The organism is Paenibacillus mesophilus (assembly GCF_005938385.1).
Classification (GTDB): Bacteria; Bacillota; Bacilli; order Paenibacillales; family NBRC-103111; genus Paenibacillus_AB; species Paenibacillus_AB mesophilus.
The window spans coordinates 1-17,933 of sequence record NZ_VCRA01000054.1 but is presented as its reverse complement, the minus strand read 5'-3'; the positions used below and the strand labels follow the sequence as shown (position 1 = coordinate 17,933).

The following is a 17,933-nucleotide window of genomic DNA, read 5'->3' as shown; positions in this document are numbered from 1 at the left end:
GGACGGCACACGCCGAGTGACGGGGTGCAGGGGGCGTGGCTCCCTGCAAAAAGCAAGAAACTATGAAAAACCGAGTAATTCACAGTAAGACTCCAGAATTAAGGGGCCGAACCGAATACTGAACTTAAGTTAAGTAATAGTGAAATTTGGATCGCTGCTTGCCGAATTCGCCCATCCGGCATGCGATTAGCGCAGTTAAGTTCAGTAATAGCGAAGTTTGGTTCACTCAAGCCGATACCCGGTCCTCATTTAGAAAGGGCCCCCCTTACACTTTAGTTCTCTTAACAATTTAAAGACTGATATGTTCAAAAAAAGACCCGCTAAAGTTAGCGGGCCTGCTGCTCAAACACGATGCGGTTGTCCGTCGGCTTACTTCTTGCCGTTCGCCTTCTCGGCGGCGATGTCTTTCGTAAGCAGCTCCGTCGCTTCCCGGATCGCCGTAACATTGTCCTTCTTGCCCCGGCCGATATCGCCGAACGCCTCGTTAAGCCGTTTCCACGCCAAGTCGTTGTACTCGGTCAAAGCGGCAGGCGGCGCGTACTTTTGCGGGAATATCGCATTGATGTTTTTGCCTTTGTACTTCGGCAAGTCTTGCGCGAACGTTTTTTTGATATCCGGATTTTTCAGCGCCGTCTCGATTCCCATCTTCGACCGCATCGTCTGGAATTCGTCCGATGTAAGCGCTTGAAGGACGTCCATCGCGTCATCCTTGTGCTTGCTCGTTTTGCTGATGTACATATAGGCCGGATACGCTTGCGGGCCGACCGGGCCGAGCTCCTTGAAGGTTGGCAGCGCCGCGTAGTCCCAGTTCAAGTCGTCGGGGAAATTGACGGCCGAGTTGGAGAAATGCGTCCACATCGCGAGCGTCTTATCCTTCGAGAACATTTTGGACTGGCCGGTGGAGGCGAAGAAGCTTCCTTCGAGCGGCTTGCCGTTCGGCGGCGGTATAAGCTGATAAAAACGTTTCAAGTTGTCGATGAACGTCATCATTTTCGGGTCGTCGAACATCGGCTTAGACGTCTTCGGATCGACGAACGGCGCGGAGAACTGGTTCGTTTTCAGCACATGCTCCGGCGAAGCGAGCAGCCCGTAATATTGAATGCCTCCGTCGGCGCGCGTCACTTGCTTGGCGAGATCGAACGCCTGGTCCCACGTCATGTTGTCTTTCGGGTACGGCGCCCCGAACTTGTCGAAAATGTCCTTGTTGTACATAATGACCGGCGATGTATTGGACAATGGCAGCCCGTATAGGCCGCCGCCCGCGATTTCCCTCTGCTGGTCGATCGTAAACGGCTCGAAGCGGGTCAAATCGACGTTCTTCTTCTTGATCAGCTCCGTCATGTCGTACTGAAAATCGTTGCGGATCAAGTTCAAGTGCGTATGTCCGATCGAGAAAATGAACACGTCGAACTGCTGTCCCGTCGACAGAAGCCCTTCCATCGATTTGGATGCCGGCACCGGAACGAATTTCGGCGTGATGTGCGGAAGCTTCTGCTTGATATAATTGCCGTAATTATTCATGAAATCTTCCTGCTGCCAGTCGGCGTTGCCGGTCTGATAGAAGACGAGCTCGACCGGCTCCTTCTTGCCGGAGGAAGCCGCTCCGCTCCCGCCTCCTTCGGTTTTGCCCCCGCCGCAGCCGGCGAGCAGGCCCGCCGTCACAAGCGAAGCCGCCGTAATTTTGCCCGATTTGCGAATCCACGTTTTCATCGAAGAGCTCCCCTTTTTTTCTGTTATTGATCAAGCTCCTTGCTGTCTTCCCGTGTAAGGCGTGTCTTGAACTTCCAGCTGCATCCGGTGAAGCTCCTCCGTCAGCCGGGCTACCGTGTCCGTATAGGCGGGATCGGAATATACGTTCCTCATCTCAGCCGAGTCGTTGCGCAAATCGAACAGCTCCCATTCCGGCGGTTTCGGATCGTCGATCGCATCGGTCGCGCCAAGAGCGTCCGCGTAATAATAGATCAGCTTGTAATCATGCGTACGCAGCCCGTAATGCGCGTATACGCCGTGCTCGCTCAGATGCATCCAATACCGGTAATACATCGATGTGCGCCAGCCGTCGGGCTTCTCTCCCTTCATCAGCGGCCGCAGACTGACGCCCTGCATCGGCTCGACGGCGGATACGCCGGCGTAATCGAGAAATGTCGGCGCGAAATCGATGTTCAGCGCCATCGCATCCTGCACACTGCCCGCTTCGATCTCCTTCGGATAGCGGACGATGAACGGCATGCGCAGCGACTCCTCGTACATAAACCGTTTGTCGAACCAACCGTGGTCGCCGAGGAAAAAGCCTTGGTCTGACGTGTAGATGACGATCGTGTTGTCGGCGATCCCCTCTTCGTCCAGCCGATCGAGCAGACGCCCCACGTTATCGTCGATCGACGCTACGCAGCGCAAATAATCTTTAATGTAGCGCTGGTATTTCCAGCTTTTCAGCTCGCGTTCGGACAAGCCTTCCGGCGGATCGATTTTCAAATCCCGCTTCTTCAAATCCCGCTCGATTCGCATAATCGCCGCTTCGGCGGCAGCCGCGCGATTGCTGTAATCGTCGTCGAACGTCGGCGGCTCCGGGATGTCGATATCCTCGTACAGATGGGCGTGCTTCGCATCCGGTATCCACGGCCTATGAGGTGCTTTGTGATGGCACATCAGGAAGAAGGGCCGTTCCTTGTCGCGGCCCGCAATCCAGTCGAGCGACAGATCGGTAATGATGTCGGTCACGTAGCCGTCATATACTTTATTGGCACCCATCTCGACGAAAGTCGGATTATGGTAATCCCCTTGTCCCGGGAGCACGTTCCAGTAATCGAATCCGGTCGGATCACTGTCGCCGCCGTGGCCGAGGTGCCATTTGCCGATAATCGCCGTCTGGTAGCCCGATTGCTGCAGCAGCTTCGATACGGTTTGCTGGCGGCCGTCGAACCGGTCGCCTAGCGTCTGCACGCCGTTCAAATGATTGTACAAGCCTGTCAATATCGCCGCACGGCTCGGAGCGCATATCGAATTGGTGCAGAAGCAGTTGTCGTAGCGCATCCCTTCGTTCGCGATCCGGTCCAGATTCGGCGTCCGGTTAATCCGGCTGCCGTAGCAGCTCATCGCGTGAGCGGCATGGTCGTCGCTCATGATGAACACGATGTTCGGTCGGTTCATGGTTCGTTTCTCCTCTGCCGCGTGTAGGATTGTAAAGTCCGGTAATAAAACTCCGCTACGGGTCTGAAATATGCTTCCGATCGCCGTTGTTTCCAGATTTTTTCATCCAATAAGCCCATAATCGGTGAAAATCCGGAAACAAATGCGACCGCTGACGCTTATGCAGCATCATTTCAGACCCTCCGCTCAAGTTTTAACCGGGTAATAACTAAGCAAGCGCATAAATAGGCGAAATCCAGGCGCATTGGCCGTTCGTCTGCCTGATTTCCACATGGTACACGTCGCAATCGGATTCCTTTTCCGTATCCGTCCAAGCTTCCTTCACGGTGTAGGCTTGCTGCGGAACGGCGCGATGCAGCACGATCGCCTCCGAGTTGTATGCATGCAGATGCTTCGTCCGGTTGCCTCCGAGCAGTTCGCCGATCGTGGCGGACAACTCGGCGCCGTTCACCCGGGCGGTCACGACCGTGTCGGCGTCTCCTTCGATTTCAAGAATGAGCGCGGCCGTATGCGGATGAAGCGTCGTCGGGTTTTTGAACGTCGTGCAGCTCCATTCCACGGATTCGTCCGTCTGGCTGATCAGCTTGTTGCCGAGCTCGTTCATCGTAGGATCGTCCTTCATTTCCGGCGTAGGCGCGAGTACGCTGCGGCCGCGGAAGCACGTTTCCGTCGAAACGAGCTTGCCCCCGCTTAAAGTTGCGGTTCCGTTCCAGAAGAAGCCGTTTTTATTGTTGCCCCAACCCATCTCGACCCGCACCTTATACGTTCCCGCTTTTTGCGGGGACGCTGCGTCTTGGCCGATCAGCGATTCGCCGTTCACGACTTTCCACGGACGCAAATTTTTGAACACGACAATTTTGTCGATTTGGTCGCATGCGGTTACGTCCAGCTCGAAATGACGCTCGCTCGCCTGTACTTCGCTTCCCATAGGCTGTCCGTTCATCGCGAACCGGCAGGCGATCTTGTCGCCGGTAACCGCATACGTTCTGCGGGCCAGAATCGCTTCCCATATCGCTTCGCGCGTCTTGGCGTTGGCGAGCACCGCCAAGCGGCCGTCCCCGTATGAGCCCGGATATCCGGCATGGTGGTCGGTCGAGCCGACGAAACCGAACCGGTGCTTCCGCGCCAAAGCCCCGAACACGCTGCTGCGCGAATCTCTCGGCCCCATGTCGTGGTAATACGGGTACATCGACTGATCGGACATGCCGCTGCCGTGCTTCGAGTACACCTCGACGATCGGGCTGATCGCTCCGTTGAAGCTGTCCCAGTTGCCTCCGCGGTAGCCCGGCGTGTAGCCTACATGATGCGGAACCGCGATGACCCGGCGGGGCGCCAGCTTCGCCACGATCGCGGCCGGCGATTCTCCTTCGACGAGCGGAAGGTCGTCGTCCGGCGACAAGAAATGATGGTCCCCGTACAAGCTCGAGTGCGCTTCGTACCCTTGGAAGGTGACGAATTCTCCCGGAACGTTGAACCGCTGCACCGTTTCACGTACATAGTCCCAATGGCCGCGCAGCTTGGCGAAGCCTTCCTTGTGGAAGTCGACCAAATATTCGAGCCCTTCCGTGCGGTCCGGAATGTCGTACCAGGATGCGTGCCCGATAATCGCGCAAAAGTCGAGCTGGCCTTTGGCCGCGAGCAGCGCGTTCTCCAATCCTCCGAAGCCGTAGCTGATCCCGCAATGGTTGTGCAAATCTCCCCAGTATAATGGCATGTGTATGATTCCTCTCCAATTGGTATGGTCGAAGCTTCTTAAGGTTGACGGAAGCGTATCGTATAGCTTCCGTTTTGAACGGATCTCGCCGGCGTCAGCACGAGCCGGTACAGGCGATCGCCCCACGAGTTACGCAGCTTCTTGTCCTCGAGCGCGACAGTCTCGACGACCGCTGTAAATAACCCGGCGTCATATTCCATCAGCAGCGCATCCGCCCCGTCGCGGGGGAAAGCAATATGTCCGTCCGCCGCCACATCGGGAAGGCAGCAAGTCATGAAGTTCAAAGTGAATCGGCACGCCTGCGAATCGGCGAACGCGAAGCTCTCCTCCAGCTCGATGAACGTTTGTGGACGACGATGGAGACGAACGGTTCGGGTCCACCTGTCGATACCCGCTTCGGGCGGATAGGCGGAAGCAACATTCAGCGTAAGCGAGGAGCGTTCTTCCCCAGCTTCGTAGACAGCGTCCGTCGCCCGGAACCGGGTCCCGTCGCGCTGCATGAAGCCGTTAATGGTCGGCAAGTTGTGATAGCCGGACTGCATCGTCCATATTTCGTACCTCTGGGAGCTGAACGTCTTGGCCGAATATTCCTCGACGCCGACATCGATCAGGACGGGCAGTCCGTCGACATAGACGACGAAATGACCGATATCGTTATGGTTGTGGCTCTCTTCGTTATGGCCGCCCTTCATGGCCGTGTACAGTCCGCGATCCGAAGAGCCGGTTTCTCGCGCCGCCATCACTTGGATGCCGTCCATCCACATATCGCGGCGAAACTCCAGCGGCCTGCTATCGTCTTCGATCGCCCGGTAGTTGAACAAGGCCGGCAGCACGCGCAGGAAGGAAAGAAACTTCATGTTCTTCCAGCCGTTCGCGCCGAGCATGTCGTGGAAAGCAGCGCCGATCGCCATCATATTCGCGTCGCCGATCTTGTCGCCGTACCGGTATACCAAGTCGCCTTCTATCGTAATTTGATGCGGCCCGTCTGCGAAGTTGAGAAAATATTTATTATGGATGTGTGCTTTGTAAATGTACTGTCCGATATTTTGAACAAGCGGTTCCGCATACGGCTCGAACTGCCCGCCGGAAGCCGCATGCAGCAGCTCCAGACAGTCGAACAGCGAGCCGCCGGCCTTGTTCCAGTAGCCTGGCCCTTCGTCGCAGCCTCCGTCGGCCGGATGCATCGCGAGGAATCGATCGAGGCTTTCCATCGCCTTGCGGACGGCCTGCTCTCTTCGCTTGGGATCCTCCTCTACGAGCAGGAACGCGTTCAAGCAATTCGAGGTGCACCATGGTGTCCAGTTGTTGAGCCGTTTCTCCCGCTCCGCGAGCCCCATCCACCAGCAATCGTCGCGCTGCAAATATGGGTCGAGAATGCGTCGGCGCAGCTCGAGCACGATCCGCTCGTCGATAAGCGGGTTGATCCGGTTCAGCACCGGCCGCAGCAAGTAGTGCAGCCAGGCGAACAGGCTGCCCGTCTCGGCTGCGAATAAGTCGATTCCGGGCTGTTCGGCCACGTTGGACAGCGATGGCTCTCGCTTCTGGAACATCCGGTTATGCGCCGATATGACCCAATTCGACTCTTCGCTGATCAGCCATACGCCGTTAACGAGATCGTTCAGGAATCGTCCCTTGTTCTCCACGCATTCAGCAAGCGCCAAGCTCGTGACGGCTCTTCGGCGCAGATGGTACGGGATGTCGTACCGCGAACGGTTGCCGTTCAGCTTGAACTCCAAGTACATGGTTGCCGTCAGCATCGGCCATTGATAGTCCAAATAAGTTTCGCCTTCGGCGATAATCGATTGGCGAAGAACCTCAGGCAGCGCTTCCCATTCGTTCCTTTGGCCGATATCCGGAAAAGGACGATACTCCGCTTTGGACAGCAGCTTATCCGCAAGCTCGCCGGCGGTAAACAGCTCGATTAGTTTTTTCATCCTGTACATTTACTCCCTTTCATCCGGATTGCCGTCGGGCGGAATGAGGCGAATATTTCCTTTCACTCCCGTCAAATGGAGTACTCCGCCCTCTTTCGTTACTTCGTGCCGCTCATGCGCGACGCTCTCGCCTGCCGACTCGTTCGCTTCCCGTACCACCGACCAAGTCCCTTCGGCAAGATCAGCAATCATACAATTCAGCGGACCGGGCTCCGCAGCCACAGCCGCCGACACGGGTACAACGAGCTCCTGACGCAGCCGCTCTCCGTTCTTGCTGAACAACACAATCCAATCCTTGATGATTGCGCCGGTCAAAGCCCCGGTATCCACCGCTTCCGATGGGAGCGCCGCCGGACCGCCGATATCCTTCACCTGCATTACGTTCAAGAACAAGTCCTCCCGCGCCGGCAAGCGCGGACTTACCTCGATGCGCCATGCTCCCTGCTCCTTCGTGTCCGGAAAATCGTTGAGATAGTTTGTACCGAACACCATAAACTCCTTGCCGGGGCCTCCAACGGCAACGATCTCCTGATTATCCGGTCCGGGAAGCAGCGTGTCGTTGACAAGCTGGCCGCCGTAACCATCCTCGCTGCGGGAAATGGTCGTCCGGCTTCCTTCGATGAGCGGTTCCTCGATGCTGTGCAGCAGCCAATACTTTTTGAAATCGGGGTTAGCCGACACGACGCGGTCGAATACGACGAGTGCCGCCGGATGCGCCGAATCCTTGAAGTTCAGAAAGACGAACGAGCGCTGGAACAGCATCATTTTATCCGAATACGCCGCCGTTATGTCTCCCTTTAAATAAGAGAAATCGGGCTGCATCCGGTCCGGACCGAAAGCGTGCGCAAGCACCTCGCCGCGCCTGAAATCTTTGTTCAGCAAATCGTCCAGCGTAAGCGGTGGACGCCCCTCGTTCGGCCAGCGCTGCCCGCCGTCGTTCACGTTCGGCCACGTAAGACCGCCGTCCTTCACGAACGGATATTTCCGCAGCTCGTCGGGATCGTATACGAGCACCGTGTTGTGCGCGATCGTCCGCTTGAAGTAATACTTGTTGTGCGGGGAATGGTATTTGCCCGACGAACCTTTATAGATCCCGGAATCGATCGCCAAATATCCTTTGTAGTACAGCTGGAACGCGCCAGCATCCAAATGCTGATGATTGTTGTACTGGTACTCCCCGACGCGCATCTCGGCCACCACGGTCGGCGAGCTCCGGTCCATCCCCTCGTCCCAGCCGGTCCGGGCTATCATGATTCCGGTCGGAGAGCCGAAATAGCGAGTGAGTGGAAGCTCTTTGATCGATCTGGGCCGCACGTTCGGGTTATAGAACAAGAACGCGTGGAACACGTACATATCTGGAATCGTTTTGAACTCACGGAACTGCTGATCCATAAAGTAAGGATTGTCGTAGTAGCTGCCCGCCATCAAGTACACTAGAGGGAAGAACTGGATATACCGATCTTCCGCATACAGCGGGTTGTCGCTGTCCCCGTCGCGAAGCAGCTTCCCGTCCGGCCTGCGGGTGTATATCCACTGGTAGCCGACTTCGCCCTGCGATTCGTCGAACGGGTTGCCCGCTCCCATCCGGCTCATAATCCAAGTGGCATACAGCTCGGCTTGATACCGGTACGTGCCGTAGTTGTCGCCTTGATGATGCCAGCCTGACGGGTAGAAGAAGTCGCGGGGCGGAACCATCTCCGCATAGAAGCGGCCTGCCGATACGTCATAAATTTCTTGATCCTCGTCATAGATCGCTATCCCGGTGCCGATCAAGTCCCGCATGAGCATCCATTCGCTCGTATGGCCGACGATCGAGCCTTCCTTATTGGGAGGAAAGCCGCATTCCAGCATATGGGCAAGACGTTTGAAATGGCGGATCATGTACTGCCGGTCTTCGTCGGTGAGCAGTTCCCGGCACCAGTCATAGACGACCGCGCAAGAGTGCATCAGCCGACCGATCGCTCTGGAAATGTCCTGAAAATTCGGATTGAATGCCTTCGCTATGCTGCGCAGCGCGAGAGTCTTGGCACGCAGCCCGGCTTCCCGGTCGTCTTCCAGAACGAATAGGAGAGCGTTCGCTTCCATCACATAAACGTCCTCGGGCGTTTCGCAAGACAGCACTTCATCTATGTTCGTCCGGGCAAAGCTCTGCAGCCGCTCCCAAACTTGCTTCATTTCCGGCATCGCCGTCTTGTCCCGCAATCCGGGCAAATCGCTTGCCCGCAGCAACAACCGCGGGTGCTCCTTCGGCGGTATATGCGTCGGTTTGGGATACATGGCAGCCGCTCCTCTCTACATCAGATGTTGTTTCGCACCGGCACTCCGACTACTTCCACTCCGATAGCGTTACGTAGGGTTGCCCCGACACGGGAGGCGCCTCGCTGCCCGCGAGCGGAACGAGCTCCACGGCCATACGGACGTCCGATGCTCCCTCAAGCTTGACGGCCAGCTTGCGAATTCCCGTGTTGTCCGTCTGTCCTTTCGGATTCGGCGATTCCGGAAGCGGCTTCGCCTCCGTCACTTGGAACGATGCGCGCACCGTCGAATCCTTCGGCAGCGTGATCGTCGCCCACAGCCGTTTGCCGTTTTGCGCCAGCAGCGCCGATTTGCCGTCCTCCGCCAACTGGATGGACGCCTTCGTATGCATGAACCACCACACATCGGACGGTGCTTTCGTCTTCAGCTCATCCTGCACGATCAGCCGTTTGCGGTCGACCAGCTTCACACCTCGCTTCGCGGCGTCGGCCGTTCTCGCATAGGCGGGCAGCAAATCCGCGATCGCGAACGTTTCCTGCGGCTTCGACACGAAGCTCGTCATTTTGCTCATGGAGGCCGGGTCCTGCTGAAACTGCTTATCCGGGTTGATGACTAGCGTGTTATGCCCTTCCGGCTTCAGCCGGTAATATGTGTACCGTTCCTTGTCGTAGTTGAAATAGCCCGGCAAATTGTAGTCTTCCTTGCCCGGATCGATCGCCCATTGCTCGCCGTTCGCGTGGAACACGAATTCACCGATATCCGAGTGGGAATGGCTCGCGATGGCGGTGCCCGCCTTGAAGCCTACGAAGGCAGCCGCAGGATCGTTCCATTTGCTTCGCATCGTAACAATCTCGGCGCCGCGGTAGTATTGATCGACAGGCAGCGTCATGTTCGCGTCGTACAGCTTCGGATCGTACCAGAGCAGATCGTATACGCCTCCGGCTTGCTTCGCGTCGTCCATCATGGCGATCCGCTGCCCTGCAAGCTTAGGGTCGTTAGTCGCTTTGGCGAGCCAAAACAACTCCGGCATTTTCATTTTGCCGCTGTCGCCGTCGGCGAAGTTGAACGTTCCTTGCGGTCCGGTAATGTACACCGGGAAATACGCCGTTTTGTGCAAACCGGGAGTTTGCGCATGACCGTACGTCGTCCCGAGCGACGTTTGCATCGCCGCCATATAGCTGACCGTGTACTCCATCATATATCGCCAGTAGCCCGGCCCTTCGCTCCATCCTCCGTCCGGCTCCCATTGCGATAAGATGATGTTCTGAACCGACTTCAGCGATCTCGTAATAATTTCGCCAGCGAGCGCCTTCTCCTCGTCGGCGATGGCGAGCGCTCCGACGATGATGCCGCCGTTACATACGGCGCTCCAGTTGTTGACCGGATCGGTCCGGACGCTCCACCATACTTTGTTGTTATGGGCTTCGAGCGCCTTCTTCAGCCCTTTCTCGACGATCGCCTTCCGGATCGCGTCCCGCTGCTCCGGGGTTAAGTAGCCGTAGAGCCAGTCGTATCCGATGCCCATCCCGGCCGCAATCTCGGCCGTATTGAGAAATTCCTTCTTATCGTTCCAGTCGGGAAATGCGGTCAGCGCCATCATTTCCTCGACCGCCCGCTTCGCATATTTGTCCTCGCCGCTAAGCAGGTACATCATCGCGTTCTGCTCGATAACGGGCCGCGCATCGCGGGCGGACAGCATTCTGCGACCGTCCGGCGTTTCATAGGCGCCGACCGGCTTCGTCAGCGTTTTGTCGGCCGTCTTCCGCAGGTCCGCATACCATTTGCGCAGAAGCGGATCGCTCTTCACCCCGTTCTTCAGCAACGCAAACGTATCCGCCACGGCGAACAGCCGGGGATGTTGCTGCTTCGGACTATTTTTCTCCAGATCGGCGATTACCCGCTGCGCATCCGGAGGCGGTCCCGTATACGGCTCGAACGGCCGGACGGCCGGAGCTTTCTTCTCCTTTGCCGCCGGTTCGGCTTTCTCCGTCTTCGCCTTGGCGGACGGTTCCGGCGCAGCGGCGTCATCGGAGCAAGCCGGCAGCAATACGGCGCCCAGCAGCGCGATGAGGACGGTGCCGCTTTTCCATCGCTTCAGAAACGTCATGTTCTTCCCCCCGGCGCTTGCCGCGCATATCGTTTGGTTACCAGAACATTTCCGTCTGCCCGCGCAGCTTCGCGAGCGCTTCTACGAAATAATAGTCGCCGTATATGAGGCCGACATCGATATTTTTGTTCGCCGGGTGATGGCCCGTGCCGTGCAGCAATATCGCCTCGTCCGACAAATCCCACACCGCATACCGATCGACGAGCGACTTCAGGATGCGCTTCGCCGACGTTTCGTACAACCGGCTCTCTTCAGCCGGGAGCAGTTCCGCGAGCAGCAGCAGGCCGCTTGCCGCAATCGCCGCCGCCGAAGAATCTCTCGGGGCGCCCTCCTGCACCGTGAGCCGGAAATCCCAATAAGGCACATGGTCTTCCGGAAGATTTGCAAGGAAAAAATGAGCAACTTTTTTGCTGGCCTGCAAATAAGCATCGTCCCTCGTATACTTGTAGCAGATCGCCAGTCCGTACAGCGCCCACGACGTTCCTCTCGCCCAAGCGGATTCGGGCGCGAAGCCTTGCCCGCCCAGCTCTCCGATTCTCTCGCCCGTCTCCGGATCGAACTTGACGATATGATAGCAGGAGCCGTCCGCGCGGACGAATTCGCGCATGACCGTATCGGCGTGCGCGCAAGCTACGTGCTTGAAGCGCGGGTCTCCGATTTGCTCGGACGCCCAGAACAGCAAGCCGAGATTCATCATGCAGTCGATAATCGCCCAGCCCGTATTGCCGTCCTCGCTTTTCCAGTTGTTCGTATTCCAGGCGCGGATGAACCGACCCTTCAGGTTGAACCGCGAGGCGAGCCAAGCGGCGACCTTGAGCGCCCGCAGCTTCGACGGCTCGCTGCCCGTCAGCTTGTAATTCGCTACCGAGGTCGGGCTCCACATGAACCCTACATCGTGATGAAGCCTCGTATATTCGTCGATACATACGTCCATCTTGCGCTCGCACTCTTCAGCCAGCTGCTTCAGCGCTTCGTCCTTCGTATCCCTGTATACAAGCCAAAGCAGTCCCGGCCAAAATCCGGAAGTCCAAAACTGCGGCTCCAGACTGTCGTATTTGCCGTCCTTGGACACGTGCGGGAAAGCCGCGCCGATCGTCCGGCCCGTCTGCCCGACTTTGGCCGCCACCTTCTCCCACGCTTCGTCGATCCACATTTCGTATGGCTTCGTTGTCATCGCACTCTCTCCCCGTTTGTAGTTACCCTTTGAATGGCGAATAATCGGCCAGAAAACGCGCGTACAGATCGGCCGGCAGCTCCAGCAGATCGGCCGTCCCGCTCATATGCCCTCTCAAGCTGCCTAGCATCGATTCGATGCGGCTGCCGTACTGCTCCGTCCGGAACGCCAAGTTGTTCATTTCCTGCGGATCGTTAGCCGCGTCGTACAGCTCGACGAACATTTCGTCTTTGAAAATATCGACGATCAGCTTGTAATCGCCCTCGATGACGCACCGCTGGAAGTTGCTCCGCGCTCCGTTCCCGTCGAACTGGATGAAAATCCGTTCGCGTTCGAGCTTTTCCTTCTCGCCCCGGATAAGCGGCATCAACGACAGCCCAGAAATGCCCGCAGGCGGCTCTATGCCGAGAAAATCGCATAGCGTCGGAAGCACATCCACGCTGCTGACCAATTCGTCCGAACGGTTCACCGCTGGCCGGAAGCCGGCAGGGAACTTCAGGAACAACGGCGTTTTGACCGATTCCTCGTACATGCACATTTTTTGCCAGAGACGGTGGGAGCCGAGCATTTCCCCGTGGTCGCTCGCGAACAAGATTAACGTATTGTCGTAAAGGCCTTCCCGCTTCAGCTCTGCTATGAGCGTCCCGACGCAATGGTCGAGCAGGCCGACCAAGCCCAAATATACGTTCCAGATGCGCTGCCATTCCTCCCGCGTGTACGAGGAACCGAGCATGCCGGTCAAATTGTACAGCTGAAGCGGGGACTGATTGGCGCCCCACGCGCCGACATTATCCGGCAACTCAGCTCCCTCGACCATCGAATACCACGGCTCCGGGATGTTGAGCGGCGGATGTGGTGCAAGGAACATCGCGTTCAGAGCGAAAGGCTTGCTCCTATCTCTTTGGCGGATCGCCTCCAAGGAATCGTTAAGGATGAAGCCGTCGTAAAAATAATCCAGACTTTCCCCGTACGGCGCTACCGTCGGAATCGAATAGCTGCGTTTCCGCGTTATTTTGCCGTAGGCGAGCTCGGGCACGATCCCTTGGAAGGCAGGTCCTCCCGGCTTCTTCTTGCCGTTCGCCTTCAGAAACGAATCGTAGCGCTGCTCCAGCTGACGCCAATGCGTCTTGCTGTCCTCGGAATGCTCCAGCTTCGGCTCCGTGAACAGATGCTGCTTGCCGGTGTGCCAGCTGTCCCAGTCGTCCTCCAGCAGCCCATACAAATGAGCGTGTCCGGGGCGGACCATGCCGTGCTCCTTCTCCTGCTCCGTCCATGGATTAATGAGCGAGCCCGTCACATTCGGATATTTCCCCGTGAAGAAAGCTCCCCGCGCCGGAACGCAAAGCGGCGACGCGCAATAAGCCCGGTCGAAGACGACGCTCTCCGCCTTCAATTGATTGATGTTCGGCGTATGGGCGCCAAGCGCGTCCCATCTCAGCTGATCCGCCATAATGACGACAACGTTCGGTTTACCGCTCATGCGTATCCGCTCCTCTCGTCCTTACCCCTGTTCTCCCGGAATTCCGGTGATCAACTCCACTGCGGTTACTCACCGGACTTCTAGAGCGCGGCTCCCGCCGTACTTCAACCGGAGACGCCCGGCTTTCGCCTCGCATTGCCATTGAAGCACGCCGCTTTCCTCGCTCACTTCGCCGGTCATTATGTGAACATGCTTACGCGTTGTATCCTCGCTTGAATCGATCTCATGCTCCACCGTCCATATTCCTGCGGCCAGATCGGCTACGATGTAGCTCAAGACGCTTCCTCTAGGCGCATAATCCCCCGATACGGCAGGAAGCGCGATATCGTGATCGATTCGCTCTCCGCTTTTGCCGAACAGTACGACCCAATCGTTAATGACCGTGCCGACGACCGTCTCGCTTTCGACCTTCTCCGTCGCGAGCGCGTCCGGACCGTCAATGTCCTTTACCTGCATCACGTTCAAGAAATAGTCCAATTCCGAAGCGGTCCGCGGGCTTACTTCGATGCGCCATTCGCCCTGCTCCTTCGTTCCCGGGAAATCGTTGACGTAGTTCGTGCCGAACACCCAGTATTCTTTGCCGGGACCGCCGACTTTGACGATTTCCTGATTGCCCCGCTCCGGCAGCAGCGTATCGTTGACGAGCTGCCCGTTATAACCGACTTCGCTGCGCGAGACGACTGTCCGGCTGCCTTCGATGTGCGGCTCCTCGATGCTGTGCAGCAGCCAATATTTTCGGAACTCCGGGTTCGCCGACACGACGCGGTCGAATACGATCAAAGCCGCCGGATGCGCGGTCTGCTTGAAATTGAGGAACAGGAACGAGCGCTGGAACTGCTTCATTTTGTTCGAATAAGCGGCCGTAATGTCGCCCTTCAAGTAGGAGTAGTCCGGCTTCGCCGGGTCCGGTCCGACCGCGTGGGCGATTACGTCCGCCCGCTTGAAATCTTTGGTCAGCAAATCGTCCAGCGTAAGCGGCGGACGCCCTTCGTTCGGCCAGCGCTGTCCGCCGTCGTTCACATTCGGCCATACGAGCCCGCCGTCCTTGACGTACGGATATTGCTTCAACTCGTCGGGATCGTACACGAGCATCGTATTGTGCGCGATCGTCCGCTTGAAATAGTACTTGTTATGCGGGGAGTGGTATTTGCCCGACGAGCCTTTGTACGATCCCGAATCGATCGCCAGATTGCCTTTGTAATAAAGCTGGAAAGCCCCGGCATCGAGATGCTGGTGGTTGTTGTACTGGTACATCCCGACCTTCATCTCCGCGACGACCGTATTCGAGCCGATGCCGTCGTCCCAGCCCGTACGCGCAACCATAACGCCGGTGGGAGCCCCGAAATAACGCGTCAGCGGAAGCTCGTCAAGCGGTTTGGCCTGTACATCCGGATCGGCGAACAGGAAGGCGAACAGCACGTCCTTGTCCTGAAACCGTCCTTCGTCCTTATGCTGCTGATATATAAAGTAAGGATCTTTGTAATACCCGCCAGCCATCAAATAAATATAATGAAGCCTCGTATATTTCGTATGGTTCGGCATGACCGGCGTGGAATCCCCGTCGCGCAGAAGCTTGCCGTCCGGGCGCCTCGTATAGATCCATTGGTAGCCGACTTCCTTCTGCGAGCTGTCGTATACGTTGCCGAAGCCCATCCGGTCGAACATCCACGTGGGGAACATTTCGCCTTGGAAGCGGACGCCGCCGTATCCGTCCCCTTGATGATGCCATCCCGACGGGTAGAAGAAATTGCGCGCCGGTACCATTTGGTCGAAGAAGCGGCCTGCGGCCAAATCGTACATTTCCGGGTCTTCGTCGTAAATCGCGATGCCGGTGCCGAGCATGTCGCGCTGGATCATCCATTCGCAGCTATGTCCCACGAAAGCGCCTTCTTTAACCGGAGGATAACCGCATTCGAGCAAACCGGCCAACCGTTTGAAATGCCGGATGAAAAAAACTCGCTCCTCGTCCGTCACAAGGTCGAAGCACCAATCGTACACGATGGCGCCGGCGAGCATCAGTCTTCCGATGTCGCGAGATATATCCTGAAAGTTGGGATTGAAGTTTTTCGTAATGCTGGACAGGGCGAGCGTCTTCGCCTTCAGCCCGGCCTCGCGGTCTTCCTTTACTATGTAGAGCAGGGCGTTCGCTTCGATTACGTATACGTCTCCCGGACAATGCTCGGCATTCGCCTCGTCCAAGCCGTAGGAGCTGTATTTTAGAAGCCTCTCCCACGCCTGCTTCAGCTCGGGCCTCGTCATTTTGTCCCGCAGCCCGGGCAAATGCTGCTTGCGCAAAAATAGCCGGGGGTGTTCCGGCGGCGGCGCAATAGGCGGTTTAGGAAACATCCGTTTTTCCTCCGATCGTTGAACATCTTGCAACCGTTCTCGGCCATAGCCGTCCATCTGGAATCATGGTCCCTCTTTGTTCCTCTTGATCATACGTTACTCCCGAAACTTATGTCAATAACTAAACTTACTTTTCGAATAAAATCGGTTTCAATTGCGAAAAAAGCATTTATTTTTCGTTAATTATGCATAAGATTCTATATTAGTCCCTTCTTTCCCATTGCTAACTTTAGACAATTTTGATATGTTTAATGCAGCGCCGCATTTGAGTTTGCGATGAATTGCGAGGGAGACGCTTTGGAAACTATCCGTAAAGTATGGGACCAGAAGGGCAGCAAAACGGCCATCCTCCAAATGCTGAGGGTGCACGGCCCGATGTCCCGCATCGAGCTGACGCAGCTGACCGATTTAAGCCGGGCGACGATCTCGGTAACGATTAACGAACTGATCGAGCTCGGACTCGTTCATGAAACCGTGCTTCGCCAATCGACAGGGGGCAGACCGGCGACGAATCTGGAGCTCGTCCCTTATTCCCATATCATATTGGGCGCCGACTTGAACCATCAGACATGGACGTTGGGCGCATTCGACCTGCTCGGCAACACCGTGGAGAAGGGCCGCGTATCGTTCAGCCCGCTTACGCCGGAGGCGGCCGTTCAAGCGTTGGTCGATGAAATTCCAAACTTTGTGAAAAAAATAGACAAAAGTATTATACCGATACTCGGAATCGGCATCCCCGGTCTTGTCGATACGCACAACGGCCTGCTCCGCAGCTCGGCCGTCATGGGCTGGATGCATGTCGATATAGGCGCGATGGTGGAGAAAGCGCTCGGCTGGCCGACCGTCGTGCTCAACCGCAGCCGCGCGCGCGGATTGTCCGAATGCCGTTACGGCGCCGGCAAAGTGTATAGGCACATGATCTATATCGGGATCGATTCCGGAATCGGCGCGGGCATTTACGTCAACCGCGAGCTCATTCACGGTGCATTGGGCGGTGCGGGCGAGATCGGCCATACGACGGTCGTCGCCGACGGTCCGCTGTGTCCTTGCGGCAACAGCGGCTGCCTGCAAATGCTGTCCGCCGCTCCGGCGATGGAGCTTGAAGCGCGCAGGCTGCTGCGCTTGGGGGCGAGCTCGTCGCTTCATCAGCAGCCGGACTTCGACCTGCAGATGCTCCAGGCGGAGGATATTTGCCGGGCGGCCGAGGACGGCGACGAATTGGCGGGCCAAGTCGTAAACAATGCGGCAACTTACTTCGGCATTACGATGGCCAATCTGGTCAACCTGCTCAATCCCGAAGCGATCATATTAGGCGGGACGATTCCGAAGGACAGCCCCGCTTATGTGCAAACCGCCGTCAAAGTGATGAAGCAGCGGGCGATGAGCCAATTGTCGGCGGCCACGGTCGTCCATATCGGCGAGTTCAAGGAAATCGGCGGCGCGCTCGGCGCGGCCAATATGGCGCTCGACCGGCACATGTCGTTCTCCTACTTCTCGTCTTAGCTTTACCCGCCATGACCCGTTAAATGGAAAAGCTGTAGTAAATGTAACAAGAAAATGGCATAAACCGATCCATACTGGAAAACCTCCACTTAAACTAGTCGTATTCGGTGCCAAGAAGCAATTTCGCTAAAATGGACTGTAGGTTTGAGACTGTCGATTTACTTGCCTAAGAGTTAATCAAACACGCTGTTTCGGGTATTCAACCGTCAACTAGGTGGGAGATCTCAACAAAACTTCTTAATTCGTACCGTCTACGGTACACTGTTTCG

Annotated in this window: 10 protein-coding genes; 1 reads left to right on the top strand and 9 read right to left on the bottom strand. The window is 56.9% G+C overall.

Going from position 1 to position 17,933, the window contains the following annotated elements; translation table 11 throughout:
* Positions 1–369: 369 nt before the first annotated feature.
* From FE783_RS36325 to hepB (FE783_RS36285), 9 genes are all read right to left on the bottom strand, one after another.
* The gene (locus FE783_RS36325) at positions 370–1,710 is read right to left on the bottom strand and encodes an extracellular solute-binding protein (RefSeq protein WP_138884295.1); all 1,341 of its coding nucleotides are present in this window, start codon (positions 1,708–1,710) and stop codon (positions 370–372) included.
* Positions 1,711–1,740: 30 nt separating this feature from the next.
* A complete protein-coding gene (locus FE783_RS36320; RefSeq protein ID WP_138884294.1) occupies positions 1,741–3,150 on the bottom strand; it encodes a sulfatase family protein in 1,410 nt (469 codons plus the stop codon).
* 208 nt (positions 3,151–3,358) lie between these two features.
* Positions 3,359–4,864: a PHP domain-containing protein gene (locus FE783_RS36315; RefSeq protein WP_138884293.1), complete on the bottom strand. Its 1,506-nt coding sequence runs from the start codon at positions 4,862–4,864 to the stop codon at positions 3,359–3,361.
* Positions 4,865–4,902: 38 nt separating this feature from the next.
* Complete coding sequence (locus FE783_RS36310) at positions 4,903–6,798, bottom strand: heparinase II/III domain-containing protein (protein WP_158302238.1); 1,896 nt, start codon at positions 6,796–6,798, stop codon at positions 4,903–4,905.
* A 9-nt stretch (positions 6,799–6,807) separates the two neighbouring features.
* A complete protein-coding gene (gene hepB, locus FE783_RS36305; RefSeq protein WP_138884291.1) occupies positions 6,808–9,075 on the bottom strand; it encodes a heparin/heparin-sulfate lyase HepB in 2,268 nt (755 codons plus the stop codon).
* A gap of 49 nt (positions 9,076–9,124) precedes the next feature.
* Positions 9,125–11,161, bottom strand: coding sequence for a heparinase II/III domain-containing protein (locus tag FE783_RS36300; protein WP_138884290.1), 2,037 nt, complete (start codon positions 11,159–11,161; stop codon positions 9,125–9,127).
* Positions 11,162–11,198: 37 nt separating this feature from the next.
* Positions 11,199–12,335, bottom strand: a complete 1,137-nt coding sequence (locus FE783_RS36295; RefSeq protein ID WP_138884289.1) for a glycoside hydrolase family 88 protein — start codon at positions 12,333–12,335, stop codon at positions 11,199–11,201.
* 22 nt (positions 12,336–12,357) lie between these two features.
* Positions 12,358–13,815, bottom strand: coding sequence for a sulfatase family protein (locus FE783_RS36290; protein WP_138884288.1), 1,458 nt, complete (start codon positions 13,813–13,815; stop codon positions 12,358–12,360).
* 69 nt (positions 13,816–13,884) lie between these two features.
* Positions 13,885–16,161, bottom strand: a complete 2,277-nt coding sequence (gene hepB, locus FE783_RS36285) for a heparin/heparin-sulfate lyase HepB (protein WP_158302237.1) — start codon at positions 16,159–16,161, stop codon at positions 13,885–13,887.
* Between the two features lie 297 nt (positions 16,162–16,458).
* Here hepB (FE783_RS36285) and FE783_RS36280 point away from each other — a divergent pair, with 297 nt between their 5' ends.
* Entirely contained in the window at positions 16,459–17,664 is a 1,206-nt protein-coding gene (locus FE783_RS36280; RefSeq protein ID WP_138884286.1) for an ROK family transcriptional regulator, read from the top strand.
* Positions 17,665–17,933 lie beyond the last annotated feature (269 nt).